This is a genomic window from Streptococcus sp. 714, from assembly GCF_013277115.1.
In the GTDB taxonomy this organism is placed as follows: Bacteria; Bacillota; Bacilli; order Lactobacillales; family Streptococcaceae; genus Streptococcus.
On the sequence record NZ_VMMH01000007.1, the window covers coordinates 35,317 to 54,327 of the forward strand.

20 protein-coding genes, 2 pseudogenes and 1 riboswitch are annotated in these 19,011 nt (G+C 38.4%); of the genes and pseudogenes, 18 read left to right on the forward strand and 4 right to left on the reverse strand.

What is annotated here, in order from left to right; genetic code table 11:
* Positions 1–30 precede the first annotated feature (30 nt).
* The 10 genes from rodZ (at position 31) to tsf (ending at position 8,622) form a co-directional block, all read left to right on the forward strand.
* The gene (gene rodZ, locus HT718_RS02515; protein WP_049540344.1) at positions 31–864 is read left to right on the forward strand and encodes a cytoskeleton protein RodZ; all 834 of its coding nucleotides are present in this window, start codon (positions 31–33) and stop codon (positions 862–864) included.
* A 10-nt stretch (positions 865–874) separates the two neighbouring features.
* Positions 875–1,420, forward strand: coding sequence for a CDP-diacylglycerol--glycerol-3-phosphate 3-phosphatidyltransferase (gene pgsA, locus HT718_RS02520; protein ID WP_173267066.1), 546 nt, complete (start codon positions 875–877; stop codon positions 1,418–1,420).
* Positions 1,417–2,244, forward strand: a complete 828-nt coding sequence (locus HT718_RS02525; protein WP_173267068.1) for an energy-coupling factor ABC transporter ATP-binding protein — start codon at positions 1,417–1,419, stop codon at positions 2,242–2,244. The genes pgsA and HT718_RS02525 overlap by 4 nt, the downstream gene beginning before the upstream one ends.
* On the forward strand, positions 2,229–3,068 hold the full coding sequence (locus tag HT718_RS02530; protein WP_173267069.1) for an energy-coupling factor transporter ATPase: 840 nt from the start codon (positions 2,229–2,231) through the stop codon (positions 3,066–3,068). The genes HT718_RS02525 and HT718_RS02530 overlap by 16 nt, the downstream gene beginning before the upstream one ends.
* Positions 3,061–3,855: an energy-coupling factor transporter transmembrane protein EcfT gene (locus tag HT718_RS02535; protein WP_049540337.1), complete on the forward strand. Its 795-nt coding sequence runs from the start codon at positions 3,061–3,063 to the stop codon at positions 3,853–3,855. The genes HT718_RS02530 and HT718_RS02535 overlap by 8 nt, the downstream gene beginning before the upstream one ends.
* Before the next feature lie 59 nt (positions 3,856–3,914).
* Positions 3,915–4,733 (forward strand): rod shape-determining protein MreC, encoded by an 819-nt coding sequence (mreC, locus tag HT718_RS02540; RefSeq protein WP_173267071.1) that lies wholly within the window; start codon positions 3,915–3,917, stop codon positions 4,731–4,733.
* Entirely contained in the window at positions 4,733–5,227 is a 495-nt protein-coding gene (gene mreD, locus HT718_RS02545) for a rod shape-determining protein MreD (RefSeq protein ID WP_173267073.1), read from the forward strand. The genes mreC and mreD overlap by 1 nt, the downstream gene beginning before the upstream one ends.
* A gap of 93 nt (positions 5,228–5,320) precedes the next feature.
* Positions 5,321–6,508 (forward strand): CHAP domain-containing protein, encoded by a 1,188-nt coding sequence (locus HT718_RS02550; RefSeq protein ID WP_020900974.1) that lies wholly within the window; start codon positions 5,321–5,323, stop codon positions 6,506–6,508.
* A 215-nt stretch (positions 6,509–6,723) separates the two neighbouring features.
* Positions 6,724–7,503, forward strand: a complete 780-nt coding sequence (rpsB, locus tag HT718_RS02555; protein WP_000268459.1) for a 30S ribosomal protein S2 — start codon at positions 6,724–6,726, stop codon at positions 7,501–7,503.
* Between the two features lie 78 nt (positions 7,504–7,581).
* Complete coding sequence (gene tsf / locus HT718_RS02560; protein ID WP_033682512.1) at positions 7,582–8,622, forward strand: translation elongation factor Ts; 1,041 nt, start codon at positions 7,582–7,584, stop codon at positions 8,620–8,622.
* Between the two features lie 76 nt (positions 8,623–8,698).
* Here tsf and HT718_RS09705 read toward each other — a convergent pair whose 3' ends face one another.
* The 4 genes and pseudogenes from HT718_RS09705 to HT718_RS02575 all read right to left on the reverse strand — a co-directional run bounded on the left by HT718_RS09705 (position 8,699) and on the right by HT718_RS02575 (position 10,755).
* On the reverse strand, positions 8,699–8,893 hold the full coding sequence (locus tag HT718_RS09705; protein ID WP_275690386.1) for a transposase: 195 nt from the start codon (positions 8,891–8,893) through the stop codon (positions 8,699–8,701).
* Between the two features lie 14 nt (positions 8,894–8,907).
* Positions 8,908–9,834 (reverse strand): cysteine synthase A, encoded by a 927-nt coding sequence (gene cysK / locus HT718_RS02570; protein ID WP_173267076.1) that lies wholly within the window; start codon positions 9,832–9,834, stop codon positions 8,908–8,910.
* A gap of 96 nt (positions 9,835–9,930) precedes the next feature.
* A pseudogene (locus tag HT718_RS09510) lies at positions 9,931–10,026 on the reverse strand (PH domain-containing protein); the annotation flags it as partial.
* Positions 10,027–10,119: 93 nt separating this feature from the next.
* Positions 10,120–10,755, reverse strand: a complete 636-nt coding sequence (locus HT718_RS02575; protein ID WP_173267078.1) for a YigZ family protein — start codon at positions 10,753–10,755, stop codon at positions 10,120–10,122.
* Positions 10,756–10,811: 56 nt separating this feature from the next.
* Between HT718_RS02575 and HT718_RS02580 the strand changes: the two are divergent.
* From HT718_RS02580 to cbpD, 8 genes and pseudogenes are all read left to right on the forward strand, one after another.
* Positions 10,812–12,110 (forward strand): annotated as a pseudogene (locus HT718_RS02580) (DEAD/DEAH box helicase).
* The gene (locus tag HT718_RS02585) at positions 12,107–12,769 is read left to right on the forward strand and encodes a ComF family protein (protein ID WP_173267080.1); all 663 of its coding nucleotides are present in this window, start codon (positions 12,107–12,109) and stop codon (positions 12,767–12,769) included. Before HT718_RS02580 ends, HT718_RS02585 begins: the two are co-directional and overlap by 4 nt.
* A 79-nt stretch (positions 12,770–12,848) precedes the next feature.
* Positions 12,849–13,397, forward strand: a complete 549-nt coding sequence (gene raiA / locus HT718_RS02590) for a ribosome-associated translation inhibitor RaiA (RefSeq protein WP_000599100.1) — start codon at positions 12,849–12,851, stop codon at positions 13,395–13,397.
* Positions 13,398–13,532: 135 nt separating this feature from the next.
* Positions 13,533–15,506, forward strand: a complete 1,974-nt coding sequence (locus HT718_RS02595) for a DHH family phosphoesterase (RefSeq protein WP_173267082.1) — start codon at positions 13,533–13,535, stop codon at positions 15,504–15,506.
* On the forward strand, positions 15,503–15,955 hold the full coding sequence (gene rplI, locus HT718_RS02600) for a 50S ribosomal protein L9 (protein WP_020900968.1): 453 nt from the start codon (positions 15,503–15,505) through the stop codon (positions 15,953–15,955). The genes HT718_RS02595 and rplI overlap by 4 nt, the downstream gene beginning before the upstream one ends.
* A gap of 43 nt (positions 15,956–15,998) precedes the next feature.
* On the forward strand, positions 15,999–17,357 hold the full coding sequence (gene dnaB, locus HT718_RS02605) for a replicative DNA helicase (RefSeq protein WP_000852491.1): 1,359 nt from the start codon (positions 15,999–16,001) through the stop codon (positions 17,355–17,357).
* On the forward strand, positions 17,354–17,620 hold the full coding sequence (locus HT718_RS02610; protein WP_000128619.1) for a Veg family protein: 267 nt from the start codon (positions 17,354–17,356) through the stop codon (positions 17,618–17,620). The genes dnaB and HT718_RS02610 overlap by 4 nt, the downstream gene beginning before the upstream one ends.
* A gap of 88 nt (positions 17,621–17,708) precedes the next feature.
* Positions 17,709–18,824, forward strand: coding sequence for a choline binding-anchored murein hydrolase CbpD (gene cbpD / locus HT718_RS02615; protein ID WP_173267084.1), 1,116 nt, complete (start codon positions 17,709–17,711; stop codon positions 18,822–18,824).
* 82 nt (positions 18,825–18,906) lie between these two features.
* A riboswitch (TPP riboswitch) is annotated at positions 18,907–19,009 on the forward strand.
* The last annotated feature ends 2 nt before the right edge of the window (positions 19,010–19,011 follow it).

A 19,011-nucleotide genomic window follows, 5' to 3' on the forward strand; every position in this document is an offset into this window, starting at 1 on the left:
AATAGACACTAGAAAGAAGGGATAACAAGTATGAGGAAAAAAACAATTGGTGAGGTTTTACGATTAGCTAGAATCAATCAGGGATTGAGTTTAGATGAATTGCAGAAAAAGACAGAAATCCAGTTAGATATGTTGGAAGCAATGGAAGCAGACGATTTCGATCAACTTCCAAGTCCTTTTTACACGCGTTCTTTCTTGAAAAAATATGCATGGGCTGTTGAGTTAGATGACCAAATTGTTTTGGATGCTTATGATTCTGGGAGTATGATTACTTATGAGGAAGTGGATGTTGATGAAGATGAGTTGACAGGGCGCAGACGTTCAAGTAAGAAAAATAAGAAAAAAACATCATTTTTACCTTTATTTTATTTTGTACTCTTTGCACTATCGATTGTAATTTTTGTGACTTATTATGTTTGGAATTATATCCAGACTCAACCAGAAGGGCCTTCTCTTTCTAATTACAGTGTGGTTCAATCAACAAGTTCAACTAGCTCTGTTCCCCGCTCCTCAAGTAGTAGTTCATCTAGCAGTTCCTCTAGTGTAGAATCAGCTATAAGTGTATCAGGTGAAGGAAATCATGTAGAAATAGCTTATAAGACAAGTAAGGAAACAGTTAAATTGCAATTGGCAGTTTCAGATGCTAGAAGTTGGGTCAGTGTTTCAGAAAGCGAGCTTGAGGGTGGTGTGACTTTATCACCGGATAATAAAAGTTCGGAAACAACCGTTTCAACAACAAATCCTGTTATCATTACATTAGGTGTTGTCAAAGGTGTTGCTTTGACAGTAGATAATCAGACTGTGGATTTATCTAAATTAACAGCTTATACTGGGACAATTACGATAACCTTCACTAAGAATTAAGGAAAAACGAATGAAAAAAGAACAAATTCCAAATTTCTTAACAATAGGTCGAATTCTTTTTATACCTATTTTTATCTTTATTTTAACAGTAGGAAATTCGATAGAGAGTCATATAGTAGCAGCTATTATCTTTGCTATTGCTAGTATTACAGATTATTTAGATGGATATTTAGCTCGTAAATGGAATGTGGTCAGTAATTTTGGTAAATTTGCAGATCCTATGGCGGATAAGCTACTAGTTATGTCGGCTTTTATTATGTTGATTGAGTTAGGGATGGCTCCGGCTTGGATTGTTGCAGTGATTATCTGTCGAGAGTTGGCTGTGACAGGTTTAAGGCTTTTATTGGTTGAAACTGGCGGAACAGTTTTAGCGGCAGCAATGCCTGGGAAAATTAAAACTTTCAGTCAGATGTTTGCGATTATTTTCTTGCTATTACATTGGACTTTGATTGGTCAAGTTCTACTTTATGTAGCCTTATTTTTCACTATCTACTCTGGCTATGACTATTTCAAGGGTAGTGCCTATGTATTTAAAGGGACATTTGGTTCGAAATGAAATCAATAATTGATGTAAAAAATCTTTCTTTTCGCTATAAAGAAAGTCAGGAATACTATGATGTGAAGGATATTACGTTTCACGTGAAACGTGGAGAATGGCTTTCGATTGTAGGGCATAATGGTAGTGGTAAATCAACGACAGTACGGTTAATTGATGGATTACTGGAAGCAGAATCTGGAGAGATTGTAATCAATGGCCAACAGTTGACTGAGGAGAATGTTTGGAGCATACGTCGTCAAATCGGTATGGTTTTTCAAAATCCAGACAATCAATTTGTTGGAGCGACTGTTGAAGATGATGTTGCCTTTGGTTTGGAAAATCAGGGACTTTCTCGTCAAGAAATGAAAAAGAGAGTGGAAGAAGCCCTGGATTTGGTTGGCATGTTGGATTTTAGAAAGAGAGAGCCAGCACGTCTGTCAGGTGGCCAAAAGCAACGTGTGGCCATTGCAGGCGTTGTAGCCCTAAGACCAGCGATTCTAATCCTAGATGAGGCAACGAGTATGTTGGATCCTGAGGGGCGTAGAGAACTGATTGAGACAGTAAAAGGAATTCGAAAAGACTATGATATGACGGTCATTTCCATTACCCATGATTTGGAAGAAGTTGCCATGAGTGATCGCGTATTGGTCATGAAAAAAGGGTCAATTGAATCAACTAGTAGTGCAAGGGAGCTTTTCTCACGAAATGATTTAGATCAAATTGGATTAGACGATCCTTTTGCCAATCAATTAAAAAATTCTTTGAGCCAGAATGGCTATGATTTGCCTGAAAATTATTTGACAGAAAGTGAGCTAGAGGATAAGCTATGGGAATTGCTCTAGAAAATGTGAGTTTTACATATCAAGAAGGGACTCCTTTAGCTTCAACAGCTTTGTCGGATGTTTCTTTGACGATTGAAGATGGTTCTTATACGGCCTTAATTGGGCACACAGGTAGCGGTAAATCAACTATTTTACAACTTTTAAATGGTTTATTGGTGCCAAGTCAAGGAAGCGTGCGAGTTTTTGATACCTTAATCACTTCGACTTCTAAAAACAAAGATATTCGTCAAATTAGAAAACAGGTTGGCTTGGTATTTCAGTTTGCTGAAAATCAGATCTTTGAAGAAACAGTTTTGAAGGACGTTGCTTTTGGACCGCAAAATTTTGGAGTTTCTGAAGAAGATGCGGAGCAGATTGCGCGTGAGAAACTGGCTCTGGTTGGAATTGATGAATCACTTTTTGATCGTAGCCCGTTTGAGCTGTCAGGTGGACAAATGAGACGTGTCGCAATTGCAGGCATACTTGCCATGGAGCCAGCTATATTAGTCTTAGATGAGCCAACAGCTGGCCTAGATCCTCTAGGTAGAAAAGAGTTGATGAATTTGTTCAAAAAACTCCACCAGTCAGGGATGACCATTGTCTTAGTCACGCATTTGATGGATGATGTTGCTGAATATGCGAATCAAGTCTATGTAATGGAAAAGGGACGCTTAGTGAAGGGTGGTAGACCGAGTGATGTCTTTCAAGATGTTGTCTTTATGGAAGAAGTGCAGTTGGGAGTACCTAAAATTACAGCTTTTTGTAAACGATTGGCTGATAGAGGCGTGTCATTTAAACGATTACCGATTAAGATAGAGGAGTTCAAGGAGTCGATAAATGGATAGTATGATTTTGGGACGTTATATCCCAGGGGATTCGATTGTTCACCGGTTGGATCCACGTAGCAAATTGATGGCTATGATGCTACTGATTTTGATTGTGTTTTGGGCTAATAATCCTTTGACGAATCTGATTCTTTTTATAGCAACAGGGATATTTATTGCCTTGTCAGGAGTATCTATTTCATTTTTTATTCAGGGCTTGAAGTCTATGTTTTTCTTGATTGCCTTCACAACTATTTTTCAATTGTTTTTCATTTCTAATGGGAATGTTTTATTTGAGTTTTCGTTTGTGAGAATCACAGATTATGCTTTGCAACAAGCTGGAATTATTTTTTGTCGCTTTGTATTGATTATTTTCTTTTCAACTTTGTTAACCTTAACGACCATGCCCTTAAGTTTAGCATCAGCTGTCGAAGCTTTGTTAGCGCCTTTAAAGCGTGTGAAAGTTCCAGTCCATGAAATTGGATTGATGCTGTCCATGAGTTTGCGTTTTGTCCCAACCTTGATGGATGATACGACGCGGATTATGAATGCACAGAAAGCGCGTGGAGTGGATTTTGGAGAAGGAAGTATTGTTCAAAAAGTAAAGGCTATGATTCCTATTTTGATTCCTCTTTTTGCGACAAGTTTAAAACGTGCAGATTCCTTGGCTATCGCCATGGAAGCGCGTGGTTATCAGGGGGGAAAAGGCAGAAGTCAATACAGACAATTGAAATGGACCCGAAAGGATACGCTAGCAATTCTTGTTATTCTCGTACTTGGTTGTTGCTTATTTTTCTTAAAATCTTAGTAGCATTTAAAGAATTGATTAAAAGTTACTGTAACAGTTTTTGATATAAAGGTAGGGATATGAACCGTTTTAAAAAATCAAAATATGTCATTATTGTTTTTGTCACTGTTCTGCTTGTGTTAGCTCTCTTAGCGACGACTTATTCAAGTACAATTGTGACAAAATTAGGAGATGGAATCTCATTGGTTGATAGGGTTGTACAAAAACCTTTTCAGTGGTTTGATTCTGTCAAATCAGATTTGGTTCACTTAACACGAACATATAATGAAAATGAAAGTTTGAAGAAACAGATTTACCAGTTAGAAGTTAAATCAAATGAGGCGGAAAGTTTAAAGACGGAAAATGAACAACTGCGCCAATTGCTTGATATGAAGTCCAAGTTGCAAGCCACAAAGACTTTAGCAGCAGATGTTATTATGCGATCTCCAGTATCTTGGAAGCAGGAATTGACCTTAGATGTAGGCACATCAAAAGGGGCTTCTGAGAACATGTTAGCTATTGCAAATGGTGGCTTGATTGGGAGTGTTTCAAAAGTAGAGGAGAACTCTACTATAGTCAACCTTCTGACAAATACGGAAAATGCTGATAAGATTTCTGTTAAAATTCAACATGGTTCTACTACAATTTATGGGATTATTGTTGGTTATGACAAGGAAAATGAAGTTCTTAAAATTAGCCAATTAAATAGTAATAGCGATATTAGTACAGGCGATAAAGTGACAACGGGTGGATTAGGAAACTTTAACGTTGCGGATATTCCTGTTGGTGAAGTAGTTACCACAACGCATAGTACAGACTATTTGACACGAGAAGTAACTGTTAAATTGAGTGCAGATACTCATAATGTGGATGTGATAGAATTAGTGGGGAATTCATAATGAGACAGTTGAAGCGGGTTGGAGTGTTTTTATTGCTTCCTTTCTTTGTTCTAATTGACGCCCATATTAGCCAGCTTCTGGGTTCATTTTTCCCCCATGTACATTTGGCTAGTCATTTTCTTTTTCTATTTCTCTTATTTGAGACGATAGAAGTATCAGAGTATCTCTACCTAGTCTATTGTTTTGTGATAGGCTTGGTTTACGATGTTTACTTTTTCCATCTAATAGGGATTGCAACTCTCTTATTTATCTTATTGGGAGCCTTTCTTCATAAATTGAATAGTGTTATTTTGTTGAATCGTTGGACAAGAATCTTGGCTATGATTGTTATGAGTTTTCTATTTGATATGGGATCTTATCTCTTTGCATTAGTGGTAGGTTTAACTGTAGATAGTCTGCCGATTTTTATCGTTTATAGCCTAGTACCATCCATGATTTTAAATCTTGTGTGGATGCTTATTTTTCAGTTTATTTTTGAAAAATATTATCTATGAGAAAGAAACAAAAATGTAACAAAGGCGTAATATTCATTAGGCCTTTTTTTGGTATACTAGTATTGTCTTTAAAAGAAGGAGTATCTACGTAATATGAAGAAAAAAATCTTAGCGTCACTTTTATTAAGTACAGTAATGGTTTCTCAAGTAGCTGTTTTAACAACTGCGCATGCAGAAACGACTGATGACAAAATTGCTGCTCAAGATAATAAAATTAGTAACTTAACAGCACAACAACAAGAAGCCCAAAAACAAGTTGACCAAATTCAGGAGCAAGTATCAGCTATTCAAGCTGAGCAATCTAACTTGCAAGCTGAAAATGATAGATTGCAAGCAGAATCCAAAAAGCTTGAGAGTGAGATTACAGAACTTTCTAAAAACATTGTATCTCGCAATGATTCTTTGGAAAAACAAGCTCGTAGTGCTCAAACAAATGGAGCTGCAACTAGCTACATCAATACGATTGTAAACTCAAAATCAATTACAGAAGCTATTTCACGTGTAGCAGCAATGAATGAAATTGTATCTGCTAACAACAAAATGTTGGAACAACAAAAAGCAGATAAAAAAGCAATTTCTGAGAAGCAAGTGGCAAACAATGACGCAATTAATACAGTAATTGCAAATCAACAGAAATTGTCTGATGATGCACAAGCTCTAACAACGAAACAAGCTGAGTTGAAGGCTGCAGAATTAAATCTTGCTGCTGAAAAAGCGACAGCAGAAGATGAAAAAGCAAGTTTGCTAGAGAAAAAAGCAGAAGCAGAAGCGGCAGCAAAAGCAGCAGCAGAGGCAGAAGCAGCTTACAAGGCAAAACAAGTAAGTCAACAACAAACAGTTGTTGCTTCTGGAAATACGACTTTTGCAGCACAGGTTCAAGCTGTAGCTTCTTCGGAATCAACAACATACACTCCTGTGGCAGTCAAACAACGCCCAACATACAGTACAAATGCTTCAAGTTATCCAATTGGAGAATGTACATGGGGAGTTAAAACATTAGCACCTTGGGCTGGAGACTATTGGGGTAATGGAGCACAGTGGGCTACAAGTGCAGCTGCTGCAGGATTCCGTACAGGTTCGACACCTCAAGTTGGTGCGATTGCATGTTGGAATGATGGTGGATATGGACACGTAGCGGTAGTCACTGCTGTAGAATCAACAACACGTATCCAAGTGTCAGAATCAAATTATGCTGGTAATCGCACTCTTGGAAATCATCGTGGATGGTTCAATCCGACAACTACGTCGTCAGGTTTTGTAACATATATTTATGCAGATTAATTAGAAAAGGAGACTTAATAGAGTCTCTTTTTTAGTGGCGATAGTCTCTCTAAAAAAATTCTTAAAAAACTTGAAAATATTGAAAAAGTATGGTAAAATGAAACTTGTCGTGTGAACGATAATACTCATTCTTGATGAATTGTGAGACAGTTGCCCTTGGGTCGTTTTGCGAGTTGAAGTCAAGAAGAGGAAAAAAACAAAAAGGAGAAATACTCATGGCAGTAATTTCAATGAAACAACTTCTTGAGGCTGGTGTACACTTTGGTCACCAAACTCGTCGCTGGAACCCTAAGATGGCTAAATACATCTTTACAGAGCGTAACGGAATCCACGTTATCGACTTGCAACAAACTGTAAAATACGCTGACCAAGCATACGACTTCATGCGTGATGCAGCAGCTAACGATGCAGTTGTATTGTTCGTTGGTACTAAGAAACAAGCGGCTGATGCAGTTGCTGAAGAAGCAGTACGTTCAGGTCAATACTTCATCAACCACCGTTGGTTGGGTGGAACTCTTACAAACTGGGGAACAATCCAAAAACGTATTGCTCGTTTGAAAGAAATCAAACGTATGGAAGAAGATGGAACTTTCGAAGTTCTTCCTAAAAAAGAAGTTGCACTTCTTAACAAACAACGTGCACGTCTTGAAAAATTCTTGGGTGGTATCGAAGATATGCCTCGTATTCCAGATGTGATGTATGTAGTTGACCCACATAAAGAGCAAATCGCTGTTAAAGAAGCTAAAAAATTGGGAATCCCAGTTGTAGCGATGGTTGACACAAACACTGATCCAGATGATATCGATGTAATCATCCCAGCTAACGATGACGCTATCCGCGCTGTTAAATTGATTACAGCTAAATTGGCTGACGCTATCATCGAAGGACGTCAAGGTGAAGATGCAGCAGCAGTTGAAGCAGAATTTGCAGCTTCAGAAGCTCAAGCAGATTCAATCGAAGAAATCGTTGAAGTCGTAGAAGGCGACAACGCTTAATTCATATAAATAGTAATTACCTAGGAGGGCGGGGCTTAGCCCGGCTCTCCTATTTTTAAAAAATATAGGAGAATCAAAATGGCAGAAATTACAGCTAAACTTGTAAAAGAGTTGCGTGAAAAATCTGGTGCCGGTGTTATGGACGCTAAAAAAGCGCTTGTAGAAACAGACGGTGACATCGAAAAAGCGATTGAATTGCTTCGTGAAAAAGGTATGGCTAAGGCAGCTAAGAAGGCTGACCGTGTTGCTGCAGAAGGTTTGACTGGTGTTTACGTTAACGGTAATGTTGCAGCAGTTATTGAAGTAAACGCTGAAACTGACTTCGTTGCGAAAAATGCTCAATTCGTTGAATTGGTAAATACTACAGCTAAAGTTATTGCTGAAGGAAAACCTGCTAATAATGAAGAAGCACTTGCTTTGACAATGCCTTCAGGTGAAACTCTTGAAGCTGCATACGTATCTGCAACAGCAACTATCGGAGAAAAAATCTCATTCCGTCGCTTTGCATTGATTGAAAAAACAGATGCACAACACTTTGGAGCATACCAACATAATGGTGGACGTATCGGTGTTATTTCAGTTGTTGAAGGTGGAGACGAAGCTCTTGCTAAACAATTGTCAATGCACATCGCTGCTATGAAACCAACAGTTCTTTCTTACAAAGAATTGGATGAGCAATTCGTTAAAGATGAGTTAGCACAATTGAACCACGTTATCGACCAAGACAACGAAAGCCGTGCAATGGTTAACAAACCAGCTCTTCCACACTTGAAGTATGGATCAAAAGCTCAATTGACTGATGAAGTAATTGCGCAAGCTGAAGCTGACATCAAAGCTGAATTGGCTGCAGAAGGTAAACCAGAAAAAATCTGGGACAAAATCATCCCAGGTAAAATGGATCGCTTCATGCTTGATAACACTAAAGTTGACCAAGCTTACACACTTCTTGCACAAGTTTACATCATGGATGACAGCAAGACAGTTGAAGCATACCTTGAATCAGTTAACGCTTCAGTAGTTGAGTTCGCTCGCTTTGAAGTTGGTGAAGGTATTGAGAAAGCTGCAAATGACTTTGAAGCTGAAGTTGCAGCTACAATGGCAGCAGCCTTGAATAACTAATCATAGAAGAGTCTGAGATAAAATAGTTCTCAAACATAAAAAAGCTAGAGATTTCCAATTGTGGAACTCTAGCTTTTTAATTTTTAGTCGTTCTCTTATTGTATTTTAGGAGGTTGTTGGCCATAAGTACCAATCCCATGTCAATTCTCACTTGACGCTTACCTCTCAGTTTATATCTCTTGTAACCCAAACAAGCCTTTATCTGCCCAAAGACTTTTCTATGCAGTCGATTTTTCAGGATAAAAATAAAAAGCCCTATAATAAGGGCCAAGTGTATTTAGGAGACTACACTTCAAATTCATAGAGTGCTGTAGAGAGATAACGTTCACCGTTATCTGGTGCTAGAGCAAGGACTTTCTTACCTGTACCTAATTTCTTAGCAACTTCAATTGCTCCATAGATAGCTGCAGCTGAAGAAATACCAACAAGGAATCCTTCTTTTCCGCCAATCTCACGGCCAAGTGCCAGAGCATCGTCTGACGTTACACGAACGATACCATTATAAGCCTTTATATCCAGTGTATCAGGAATAAATCCAGCTGAGATACCTTGAATTTTGTGAGGACCAGGTTTTTCACCAGATAGAATAGCAGATTCATCAGCTTCCACTGCATAAACTTGAATGTTAGAATTTGCTGCTTTGAGTGCATGAGAAACACCAGAAATTGTTCCACCGGTACCAACTCCAGCAACAAAGGCATCTAATCCATCTTTACCGAAAGCAGCTAGTATCTCAGCTCCTGTTGTTCTTTCGTGTACTTCTGGATTAGCTGGATTGTCGAATTGAAGAGGAAGGAAACCATCACGTTCAGCAGCGATTTTTTGAGCCTTGGCGATAGCACCTTTCATTCCTTCACTACCAGGAGTGAGGACGAGTTCAGCGCCATAGGCTTGGATAATCTTACGGCGTTCTACACTCATAGTTTCAGGCATAACAATGACAACTTTATACCCTTTAGCAGCACCTACCCATGAAAGTCCAATACCAGTGTTTCCACTTGTTGCTTCAACAATGGTAGCACCTGGTTTTAGAATACCGTCTTGTTCCGCTTTTTCAATCATGCTAAGAGCAATACGGTCTTTTACAGATGAACCAGGGTTAAATGCTTCAAGTTTTACATAGACGTCCGCAGCACCTTCTGGCACAATGTTGTTGAGTTTAACAATCGGTGTTTGTCCGATTAGTTCAGTAATGTTGTTATAAATAGACATATGAATACCTCTTTGTATAAGATATCTCTAGTATAACGCTATCTATACCATTTGTAAAATATAGAAATCCTATCGAAGTGATAGGATTTTTTTATATCAGAGGTCCAAGCCATTGATTTTCAAGCGATTGTGATAAGTTAATTCTAGTAAATAGGTGTAAAGGAGAACGCTATCCGTTTTCTTTTTAAATTGCTTCATTTTCTAGTAGGTTTTGGCAAGCACCTTTTTATGTTGCTAATTAAAGTAGCGGTGAAAATGTCAGTGAAACGCTGTATTATCCATTGTTTACACTAAATTTACAGGAACTTCAACTTCGCGTAAACCTTGATCAGTTAAAGTGACTTTTCCATTAAAAAACTCTACAAGTGCAGCTTTAATAGTTTCTTTTTCCTCTTTATCAACATAAATCATCGTATCGACTTGATCTGTAAAGTTTGTATCAAGTTCCATAAGATCATGTTCTTTAAGGAAGTTACTGTACTCTTGGTACTGAGCGTAAGACATTTGAATAGCAATGCCAGCCTGTTCCTTTATTTCAATGATGCCGATTTCTTTGACAGCTAAGGCAACACTGCCTGCGTAAGCACGAATCAGTCCTCCAGCTCCTAGTTTAATGCCACCAAAGTAGCGTGTCACGACCACACAGACATTGGTGAGATTGTGATTTTCTAGTACCCCAAGCATAGGAATGCCAGCAGTACCACTAGGCTCACCATCATCACTTGTACGTTTGATTTCACTACGTTCCCCAATAATGAAGGCAGAACAGTTATGCGTAGCTTTGTAGTGCTCTTTCTTGATGGCAGTAATGAAGTCACGAGCCTCTTCTTCGCTATAAACACGCTTGGCATGACAGATAAAGCGTGATTTTTTGATTTCTTCTTGGACTTGACCGTCCTCTTTAATTGTTTTAAATTCCATGATTTAATTGTACTAAAAAATCATCTAAAGCGCTAGGTTTTTACGAATAAAGAAGTATGAAAGTAAATCCAAATTATCTCGGTCGTTTGTTTACGGAGAATGAATTAACAGAAGAGGAACGTCAGTTGGCGGAGAGACTTCCAGCAATGAGAAAGGAGAAGGGGAAACTTTTCTGTCAACGTTGTGATAGTGCTATTTTAGAGGAATGGTATCTACCTATTGGTGCCTACTATTGTCGGGAATGCTTGCTGATGAAGCGAGTTCGGAGTGATCAAGCTTTATACTGTTTTCCGCAGGAGGATTTTCTGAAGCAAGATGTTCTTAAATGGCGTGGTCAATTAACTCCTTTTCAAGAGAAGGTGTCAGAGGGACTGATTCAAGCAGTAGACAAGCAAGAGCCAACTTTAGTTCATGCGGTGACAGGAGCTGGAAAGACAGAAATGATTTATCAAGTAGTGGCTAAAGTGATCAATGCGGGTGGTGCAGTATGTTTGGCTAGTCCTCGCATAGATGTTTGTTTGGAGCTGTACAAGCGCCTGCAAAATGATTTTTCTTGTGAGGTAGCCCTCCTACATGGAGAATCGGAACCTTATTTTCGAACACCATTAGTTGTTGCGACGACTCATCAGTTATTGAAATTTTATCAAGCTTTTGATTTACTGATAGTGGATGAAGTAGATGCCTTTCCTTATGTTGATAATCCCATTCTTTACCACGCTGTCAAGAATAGTGTAAAGGAGAATGGGCTGAGAATCTTTTTAACAGCGACTTCGACCGATGAGTTAGATAGGAAGGTTCGCATAGGAGAACTAAAAAGGTTGAGTTTGCCAAGACGATTTCATGGGAATCCATTGATTATTCCTAAACCAGTTTGGTTATCGGATTTTAATCGCTATTTGGATAAGAATCGTTTGTCACCAAAGTTAAATTCTTATATTGAGAAACAGAGAAAGACAGGTTATCCTTTACTCATTTTTGCATCAGAAATTAAAAAAGGGGAGCAGCTAAAAGAAATCTTACAGGAGCAATTTCCAAATGAGAAAATTGGTTTTGTTTCTTCTGTAACAGAAGATTGATTAGAGCAAGTGCAAGCTTTTCGAGATGGAGAACTGACAATACTTATCAGTACGACAATCTTGGAGCGAGGAGTTACCTTCAATTGTGTGGATGTTTTTGTAGTAGAGGCCAATCATCGTCTGTTTACCAAGTCCAGTTTGATTCAAATTGGTGGACGAGTTGGACGAAGTATGGATAGACCGACAGGAGATTTGCTTTTCTTTCATGACGGATTAAATGCTTCGATCAAGAAGGCAATTAAGGAAATTCAGCAGATGAACAAGGAGGCAGGCTTATGAAGTGTTTGTTATGTGGGCAGACAATGAAGACTGTTTTAACTTTTAGTAGTCTCTTGCTTTTGAGGAATGATGACTCTTATCTTTGCTCAGGCTGTGATTCTACTCTTGAGAGAATTGGAGAAGAGCACTGTTCAAACTGTATGAAAACAGGTTTGTCAACAAAGTGTCAAGATTGTCAATTTTGGTGTAAAGAAGGAGTTGAAGTCAGTCATAGAGCGATTTTTACTTACAATCAAGCTATGAAGGATTTTTTCAGTCGGTATAAGTTTGACGGAGACTTCCTTTTAAGAAAAGTTTTCGCTTCAGTTTTAAGTGCGGAGTTGAGAAAGTACAAAGAGTATCAATTTGTTGTAATTCCCCTAAGTCCTGAAAGATTGCTTGACAGAGGATTTAATCAGGTTGAAGGTTTAGTTGAAGCAGCAGCTTTCAAGTATCTGGATTTATTAGAGAAAAGAGAAGAGAGAGCTAGTTCTTCTAAAAGTCGCTCAGAACGCTTGACGACAGAACTTCCTTTCTTTATTAAAAGTGGAGTCAGCATTCCTAAGAAAATCCTACTTATAGATGATATTTATACTACAGGAACAACTATAAATCGTGTGAAGAAACTGCTGGAAGAAGCTGGTGCTGAGGATGTAAAAACTTTTTCCCTTGTAAGATGAGGAAAAAATTTGCAAAACTAAAATGAAAGCGCTATAATGAAATCAGAAAAACAAAAATGTTTAGAAAGAAGGTACTCATATGATTAAATATAGTATCCGTGGTGAAAACCTAGAAGTAACAGAAGCAATTCGTGATTATGTAGTTTCTAAACTCGAAAAGATCGAAAAGTATTTTCAAGCTGAACAAGAGTTGGATGCTCGAGTTAACTTGAAGGTGTATCGTGAAAAAACGGCTAAAGTGGAGGTGACGATTCCGCTTGGCTCAATTACTCTTCGTGCAGAAGATGTGTCTCAAGATATGTATGGTTCAATTGACCTTGTAACCGATAAAATTGAACGTCAGATTCGTAAAAATAAAACAAAAATCGAGCGTAAAAATAAAAACAAGGTAGCAACTAGTCAATTATTTACAGATGCTTTGGTGGAAGATCCAAATGTTGTCCAGTCTAGAGTTGTTCGTTCAAAACAAATTGATTTAAAACCAATGGATTTGGAAGAAGCTATTCTACAAATGGATTTATTGGGACATGATTTCTTTATTTATGTGGATGTTGAAGATCAAACAACTAATGTGATTTATCGCCGTGAAGATGGAGAAATTGGTTTGTTAGAAGTTAAAGAATCTTAATTTTAATATGTGTAAAGGAAGGTTTACTGAATTGTAAACCTCCTTTTTATTATAGTTTGTAGAATTGCTAATTACACTTTTAAAAAGTCGCTTTTTGGTGGTTATTATGGTATAATGGGTGCCAAGAGGTTTGGAATGAAAAAATTTTATGTAAGTCCTATTTTCCCCTTAATATTAGGAATAGTGGCGTTCGGAGTGCTATCTGTGCAACTTGTTTTTGTAACGAATACACTGGTAACGCTATTTCTTTTGCTACTTATTTTGGGTTCATATATTTTACTATTCATCCATCAAAGAGACTATTACTCAAGGAGTGAAGTAGAACAAATCCAGTATGTAAACCACCAAGCTGAAGATAGTTTGACAACCTTGTTAGAACAGATGCCTGTCGGAGTCATTAAATTAGACTTGTCGTCAGGTGACGTTGAATGGTTTAATCCTTATGCTGAATTGATTTTGACTAATGAAGTGGGCGAGATTGATGTGGCATTAATTCAAACAATTATCAAGGCTTCTGTGGGGAACCCAGGTTCTTATGCTACCTTGGGTGAGACCCGTTATTCGGTTCATATGGACAAGGTGTCTGGGGTTCTTTACTTCTTTGATGTGTCTGGTGAATATGAAGCGACTGTTGAGTTAGTAACGAGTCGGCCTGTTATTGGGATCGTTTCCGTTGACAACTATGATGATTTAGAAGATGAAACATCGGAGTCTGATATTAGTCATATCAATAGTTTTGTAGCCAATTTTGTTTCAGAATTTGCTGGTAAATATGCCATGTTTTCCCGTCGAGTGAGTATGGATCGTTTTTATCTGTTTACGGACTATACGGTGCTTGAGGGCTTGATGAATGATAAATTTTCTGTTATCGATGCTTTCAGAGAAGAGTCGAAACAGAGACAGTTGCCATTGACCTTAAGTATGGGATTTTCTTATGGTGATGGAAATCATGATGAAATAGGGAAAGTTGCTTTACTCAACTTGAACTTGGCTGAAGTGCGTGGTGGAGACCAGGTGGTTGTCAAGGAGAATGACGAAACGAAAAATCCCGTTTATTTTGGTGGTGGATCTGCTGCCTCAATCAAACGTACACGGACCCGTACGCGCGCTATGATGACAGCTATTTCAGATAAGATTCGAAGTGTGGATCAGGTTTTTGTAGTTGGTCACAAAAATCTAGATATGGATGCTTTGGGCTCTGCTGTAGGTATGCAGTTATTTGCCAGCAATGTGACTCAAAATAGCTATGCTCTTTACGACGAAGAACAAATGTCACCGGATATTGAACGAGCTGTTTCATTCTTAGAAAAAGAAGGAGTTACGAAGTTGTTGTCTGTTAAGGATGCAATGGGGATGGTGACCAATCGTTCTTTGTTGATTCTTGTAGACCATTCAAAGACAGCCTTAACATTATCAAAAGAATTTTATGATTTGTTTATTCAAACTATTGTCATTGACCACCACAGACGGGATCAGGATTTTCCTGATAATGCCGTCATTACTTATATCGAAAGTGGTGCAAGTAGTGCCAGTGAGTTGGTAACGGAATTGATTCAGTTCCAGAATTCTAAGAAAAATCGTTTGAGTCGTATGCAAGCCAGTGTCTTGATGGCTGGTATGATGCTGGATACTAAAAATTTCACTTCACGAGTGACTAGTCGGACATTTGATGTTGCGAGTTATCTCAGAACGAGAGGAAGTGATAGTATTGTCATCCAAGAAATTGCTGCGACAGATTTTGAAGAATATCGTGAGGTCAACGAACTGATTTTACAGGGGTGTAAATTAGGTTCAGATGTATTGATAGCAGAGGCTCAGGACTCGAAATGCTATGATACAGTTGTTATTAGTAAGGCAGCAGATGCCATGTTAGCTATGTCAGGTATTGAAGCGAGTTTTGTTCTTGCGAAGAATACACAAGGATTTATTTCTATCTCAGCTCGTAGTCGTAGTAAATTGAATGTACAACGGATTATGGAAGAGCTAGGCGGTGGGGGCCACTTTAATTTGGCAGCAGCTCAAATTAAAGATTTAACCTTGTCAGAAGCAGGTGAAAAACTGACAGAAATTGTATTAAATGAAATAAAGGAAAAGGAGAAAGAAGAATGAAAGTAATCTTTTTAGCAGATGTTAAAGGAAAAGGAAAAAAAGGCGAAATTAAGGAAGTACCAACAGGGTATGCGCAAAACTTTCTTATCAAAAAGAATCTAGCCAAAGAAGCAACTGCTCAAGCGGTAGGTGAGCTTCGTGGTAAACAAAAATCTGAAGAAAAAGCTCACGCTGAGATGATTGCAGAAGCAAAAGCAATTAAAGCCCAACTTGAAGCAGAGGAAACTGTTGTAGAATTTGTTGAAAAAGTTGGTCCAGATGGCCGTACTTTTGGTTCTATTACCAATAAGAAAATTGCGGAAGAATTGCAAAAGCAATTTGGGATCAAGATTGATAAACGTCATATCCAAGTACAAGCTCCGATTCGAGCAGTTGGTTTGATTGATGTGCCAGTGAAAATCTATCAAGATATCACAAGTATCATCAATCTTCGTGTGAAAGAAGGGTAAATTTACACCTTCTTGACAAGATTGTAAAAGGAAGGGAAGTCAGATGGCAGAAGTAGAAGAGTTACGAGTACAACCTCAAGATATCTTAGCTGAGCAATCCGTTTTGGGTGCTATCTTTATTGATGAGAGTAAGCTTGTTTTTGTACGAGAATATATTGAGTCTCGGGACTTTTTTAAGTATGCCCATCGTTTGATTTTCCAAGCCATGGTTGATTTATCGGATCGTGGCGATGCCATAGATGCAACAACGGTTCGTACCATTCTTGATAATCAAGGTGACTTGCAGAATATTGGTGGCTTGTCTTACTTGGTTGAGATTGTCAATTCTGTGCCAACTTCTGCTAATGCGGAGTATTATGCTAAAATCGTTGCAGAAAAGGCTATGTTACGGCGATTAATCGCCAAGTTGACAGAGTCTGTCAATCAAGCTTACGAGGCTTCACAACCAGCTGATGAAATCATTGCTCAGGCAGAAAAAGGGCTGATTGATGTTAGTGAAAATGCTAATCGAAGTGGATTTAAGAATATTCGAGACGTGTTGAATGTCAACTTTGGAAATCTGGAAGCTCGCTCGCAGCAAACGACTGATATTACAGGTATTGCGACAGGCTATCGTGATTTAGATCATATGACGACTGGTCTTCATGAAGAGGAGTTGATTATCTTAGCAGCTCGTCCGGCGGTTGGTAAGACAGCATTTGCCTTGAATATTGCTCAGAATATTGGGACCAAGTTGGACAAGACGGTAGCTATCTTTTCGCTCGAAATGGGTGCGGAAAGTCTAGTGGATCGTATGTTGGCGGCAGAAGGGTTGGTTGAGTCGCATTCTATTCGTACGGGTCAACTGACTGATGAGGAATGGCAAAAATATACCATTGCTCAAGGGAATCTAGCCAATGCAAGTATCTATATTGATGATACACCAGGGATTCGGATTACGGAAATTCGTTCGCGTTCACGCAAACTGGCTCAAGAAACTGGGAATCTTGGTTTGATTTTGATAGACTACTTGCAGCTTATTACGGGAACTGGGCGAGAAAATCGTCAACAAGAAGTTTCAGAAATTTCACGTCAGTTGAAAATCCTAGCCAAGGAACTGAAAGTTCCAGTAATTGCTCTAAGTCAGCTTTCTCGTGGTGTAGAACAACGTCAGGACAAGAGACCGGTCTTGTCTGATATTCGTGAATCTGGATCTATTGAGCAGGACGCTGATATCGTAGCCTTTCTCTATCGTGACGATTATTATGAGCGTGGTGGTGAAGAAGAGGAAGGCATACCAAATAATAAGGTAGAAGTTATTATCGAGAAAAACCGTAGTGGAGCTCGTGGAACTGTGGAATTAATTTTCCAAAAAGAATACAATAAATTTTCAAGTATCTCAAAAAGGGAGGAAATAAGATGACAGATGCATTTACAGATGTAGCTAAGATGAAAAAAATTAAAGAGGAAATCAAGGCGCATGAGGGTCATGTAATCGAAATGACTTTGGAAAATGGGCGTAAGCGCCAAAAAAATAGATTGGGTAAGCTAATTGAAGTTTATCCATCCCTATTTATCGTGGAATTTGGGAACGTTGAAGGAGATAAACAAGCTAATGTTTATGTTGAGTCCTTTACTTACTCAGATATTCTTACAGAAAAGAATTTGATTCATTATCTTGACTAAAGTGAGAAATTTTCTCACTTTTTCTTTTTTCTCCGAATAGTTTAAGTGAAGGTAATCTTCGATTTATATTATTTTTCAAGGAGGAAGAATGAAAGTTTTACCATTCAAAGTAACAGAGACAGGATTTTCTTTGAGAAAATCAGTTAAAAAGGTTGTTCCTTTTTTAGTAGCAGGATTGATGCTAGCAGCGAGTGATAGTGTATATGCCTATTCTGGAGGAAATGGATCGATTGCGCGTGGGGATGATTATCCTGCTTACTATAAAAATGGGAGTCAGGAAATTGATAAGTGGCGCATGTACTCTCGTCAGTGTACTTCATTTGCAGCCTTTCGCTTGAGTAGTGTCAATGGTTTTGAGATTACAGGAGCTTATGGAAATGCGAATGAATGGGGCTATCGTGCTCGTCGTGAAGGCTATCGTGTAGATAGTGTACCAACGATTGGATCGATTGCTTGGTCTACTGCAGGAGGATATGGTCATGTTGCCTGGGTTTCAAATGTAATGGGGGATAATATAGAAATTGAGGAATACAACTATGGTTATACAGGATCCTATAATAAACGAATTATAAAAGCCAATACGATGACAGGATTTATTCATTTTAAAGATTTGGATGGGGGTAATGTAGTAAGTAGTGGCAAAGTATTCGATAGTCAACCGTTGTCTTCGACAGGAGGAACACATTATTTTAAGAATAAGGCAGCTATTAAAAATCAACCTTTAGCTAGTGCAGCCTCAATTGCATATTATTCTCCAGGTGAGAGTGTTCATTATGATCAGGTACTTGAAAAAGATGGGTACAAGTGGTTGAGTTATATATCTTATAGTGGAAGTCGTCGTTATATTCAGTTAGAGGAGGTTGCGTCATCGCAGAATCAAACAGAAGGTAGTTCCAATGATGTTCTGACTGTTGGTTGGAAGAAAATAAATGGTAGTTGGTATCATTTCAAATCAAATGGTTCTAAATCAACAGGATGGCTGAAAGACGGTTCTAGTTGGTATTATTTGAAATCATCTGGTGAAATGCAGACAGGATGGTTAAAGGAAAATGGTCTGTGGTACTATTTGGACAGTTCAGGTGCAATGAAAACAGGATGGTACCAAGTATCTGGTAAGTGGTATTATTCTTACTCTTCAGGCGCTTTAGCTGTTAATACGACAGTGGATGGCTACAGAGTAAACAGTGATGGAGAACGAGTATAGAAAATGAGAGTAGGAAAAATTTCCTGCTCTTTTCTGTAAGCAGTTTCCTTGACTTTTTTTTTGTTTTGCGCTATCATATGTCCATATAATATATGGGAGTCTGTGTACAGTCTGAGAGGAAGTGTTAAACTTCGACCGCACCTGATCTGGGTAATGCCAGCGTAGGGAACGATACTTAGTCTATTCT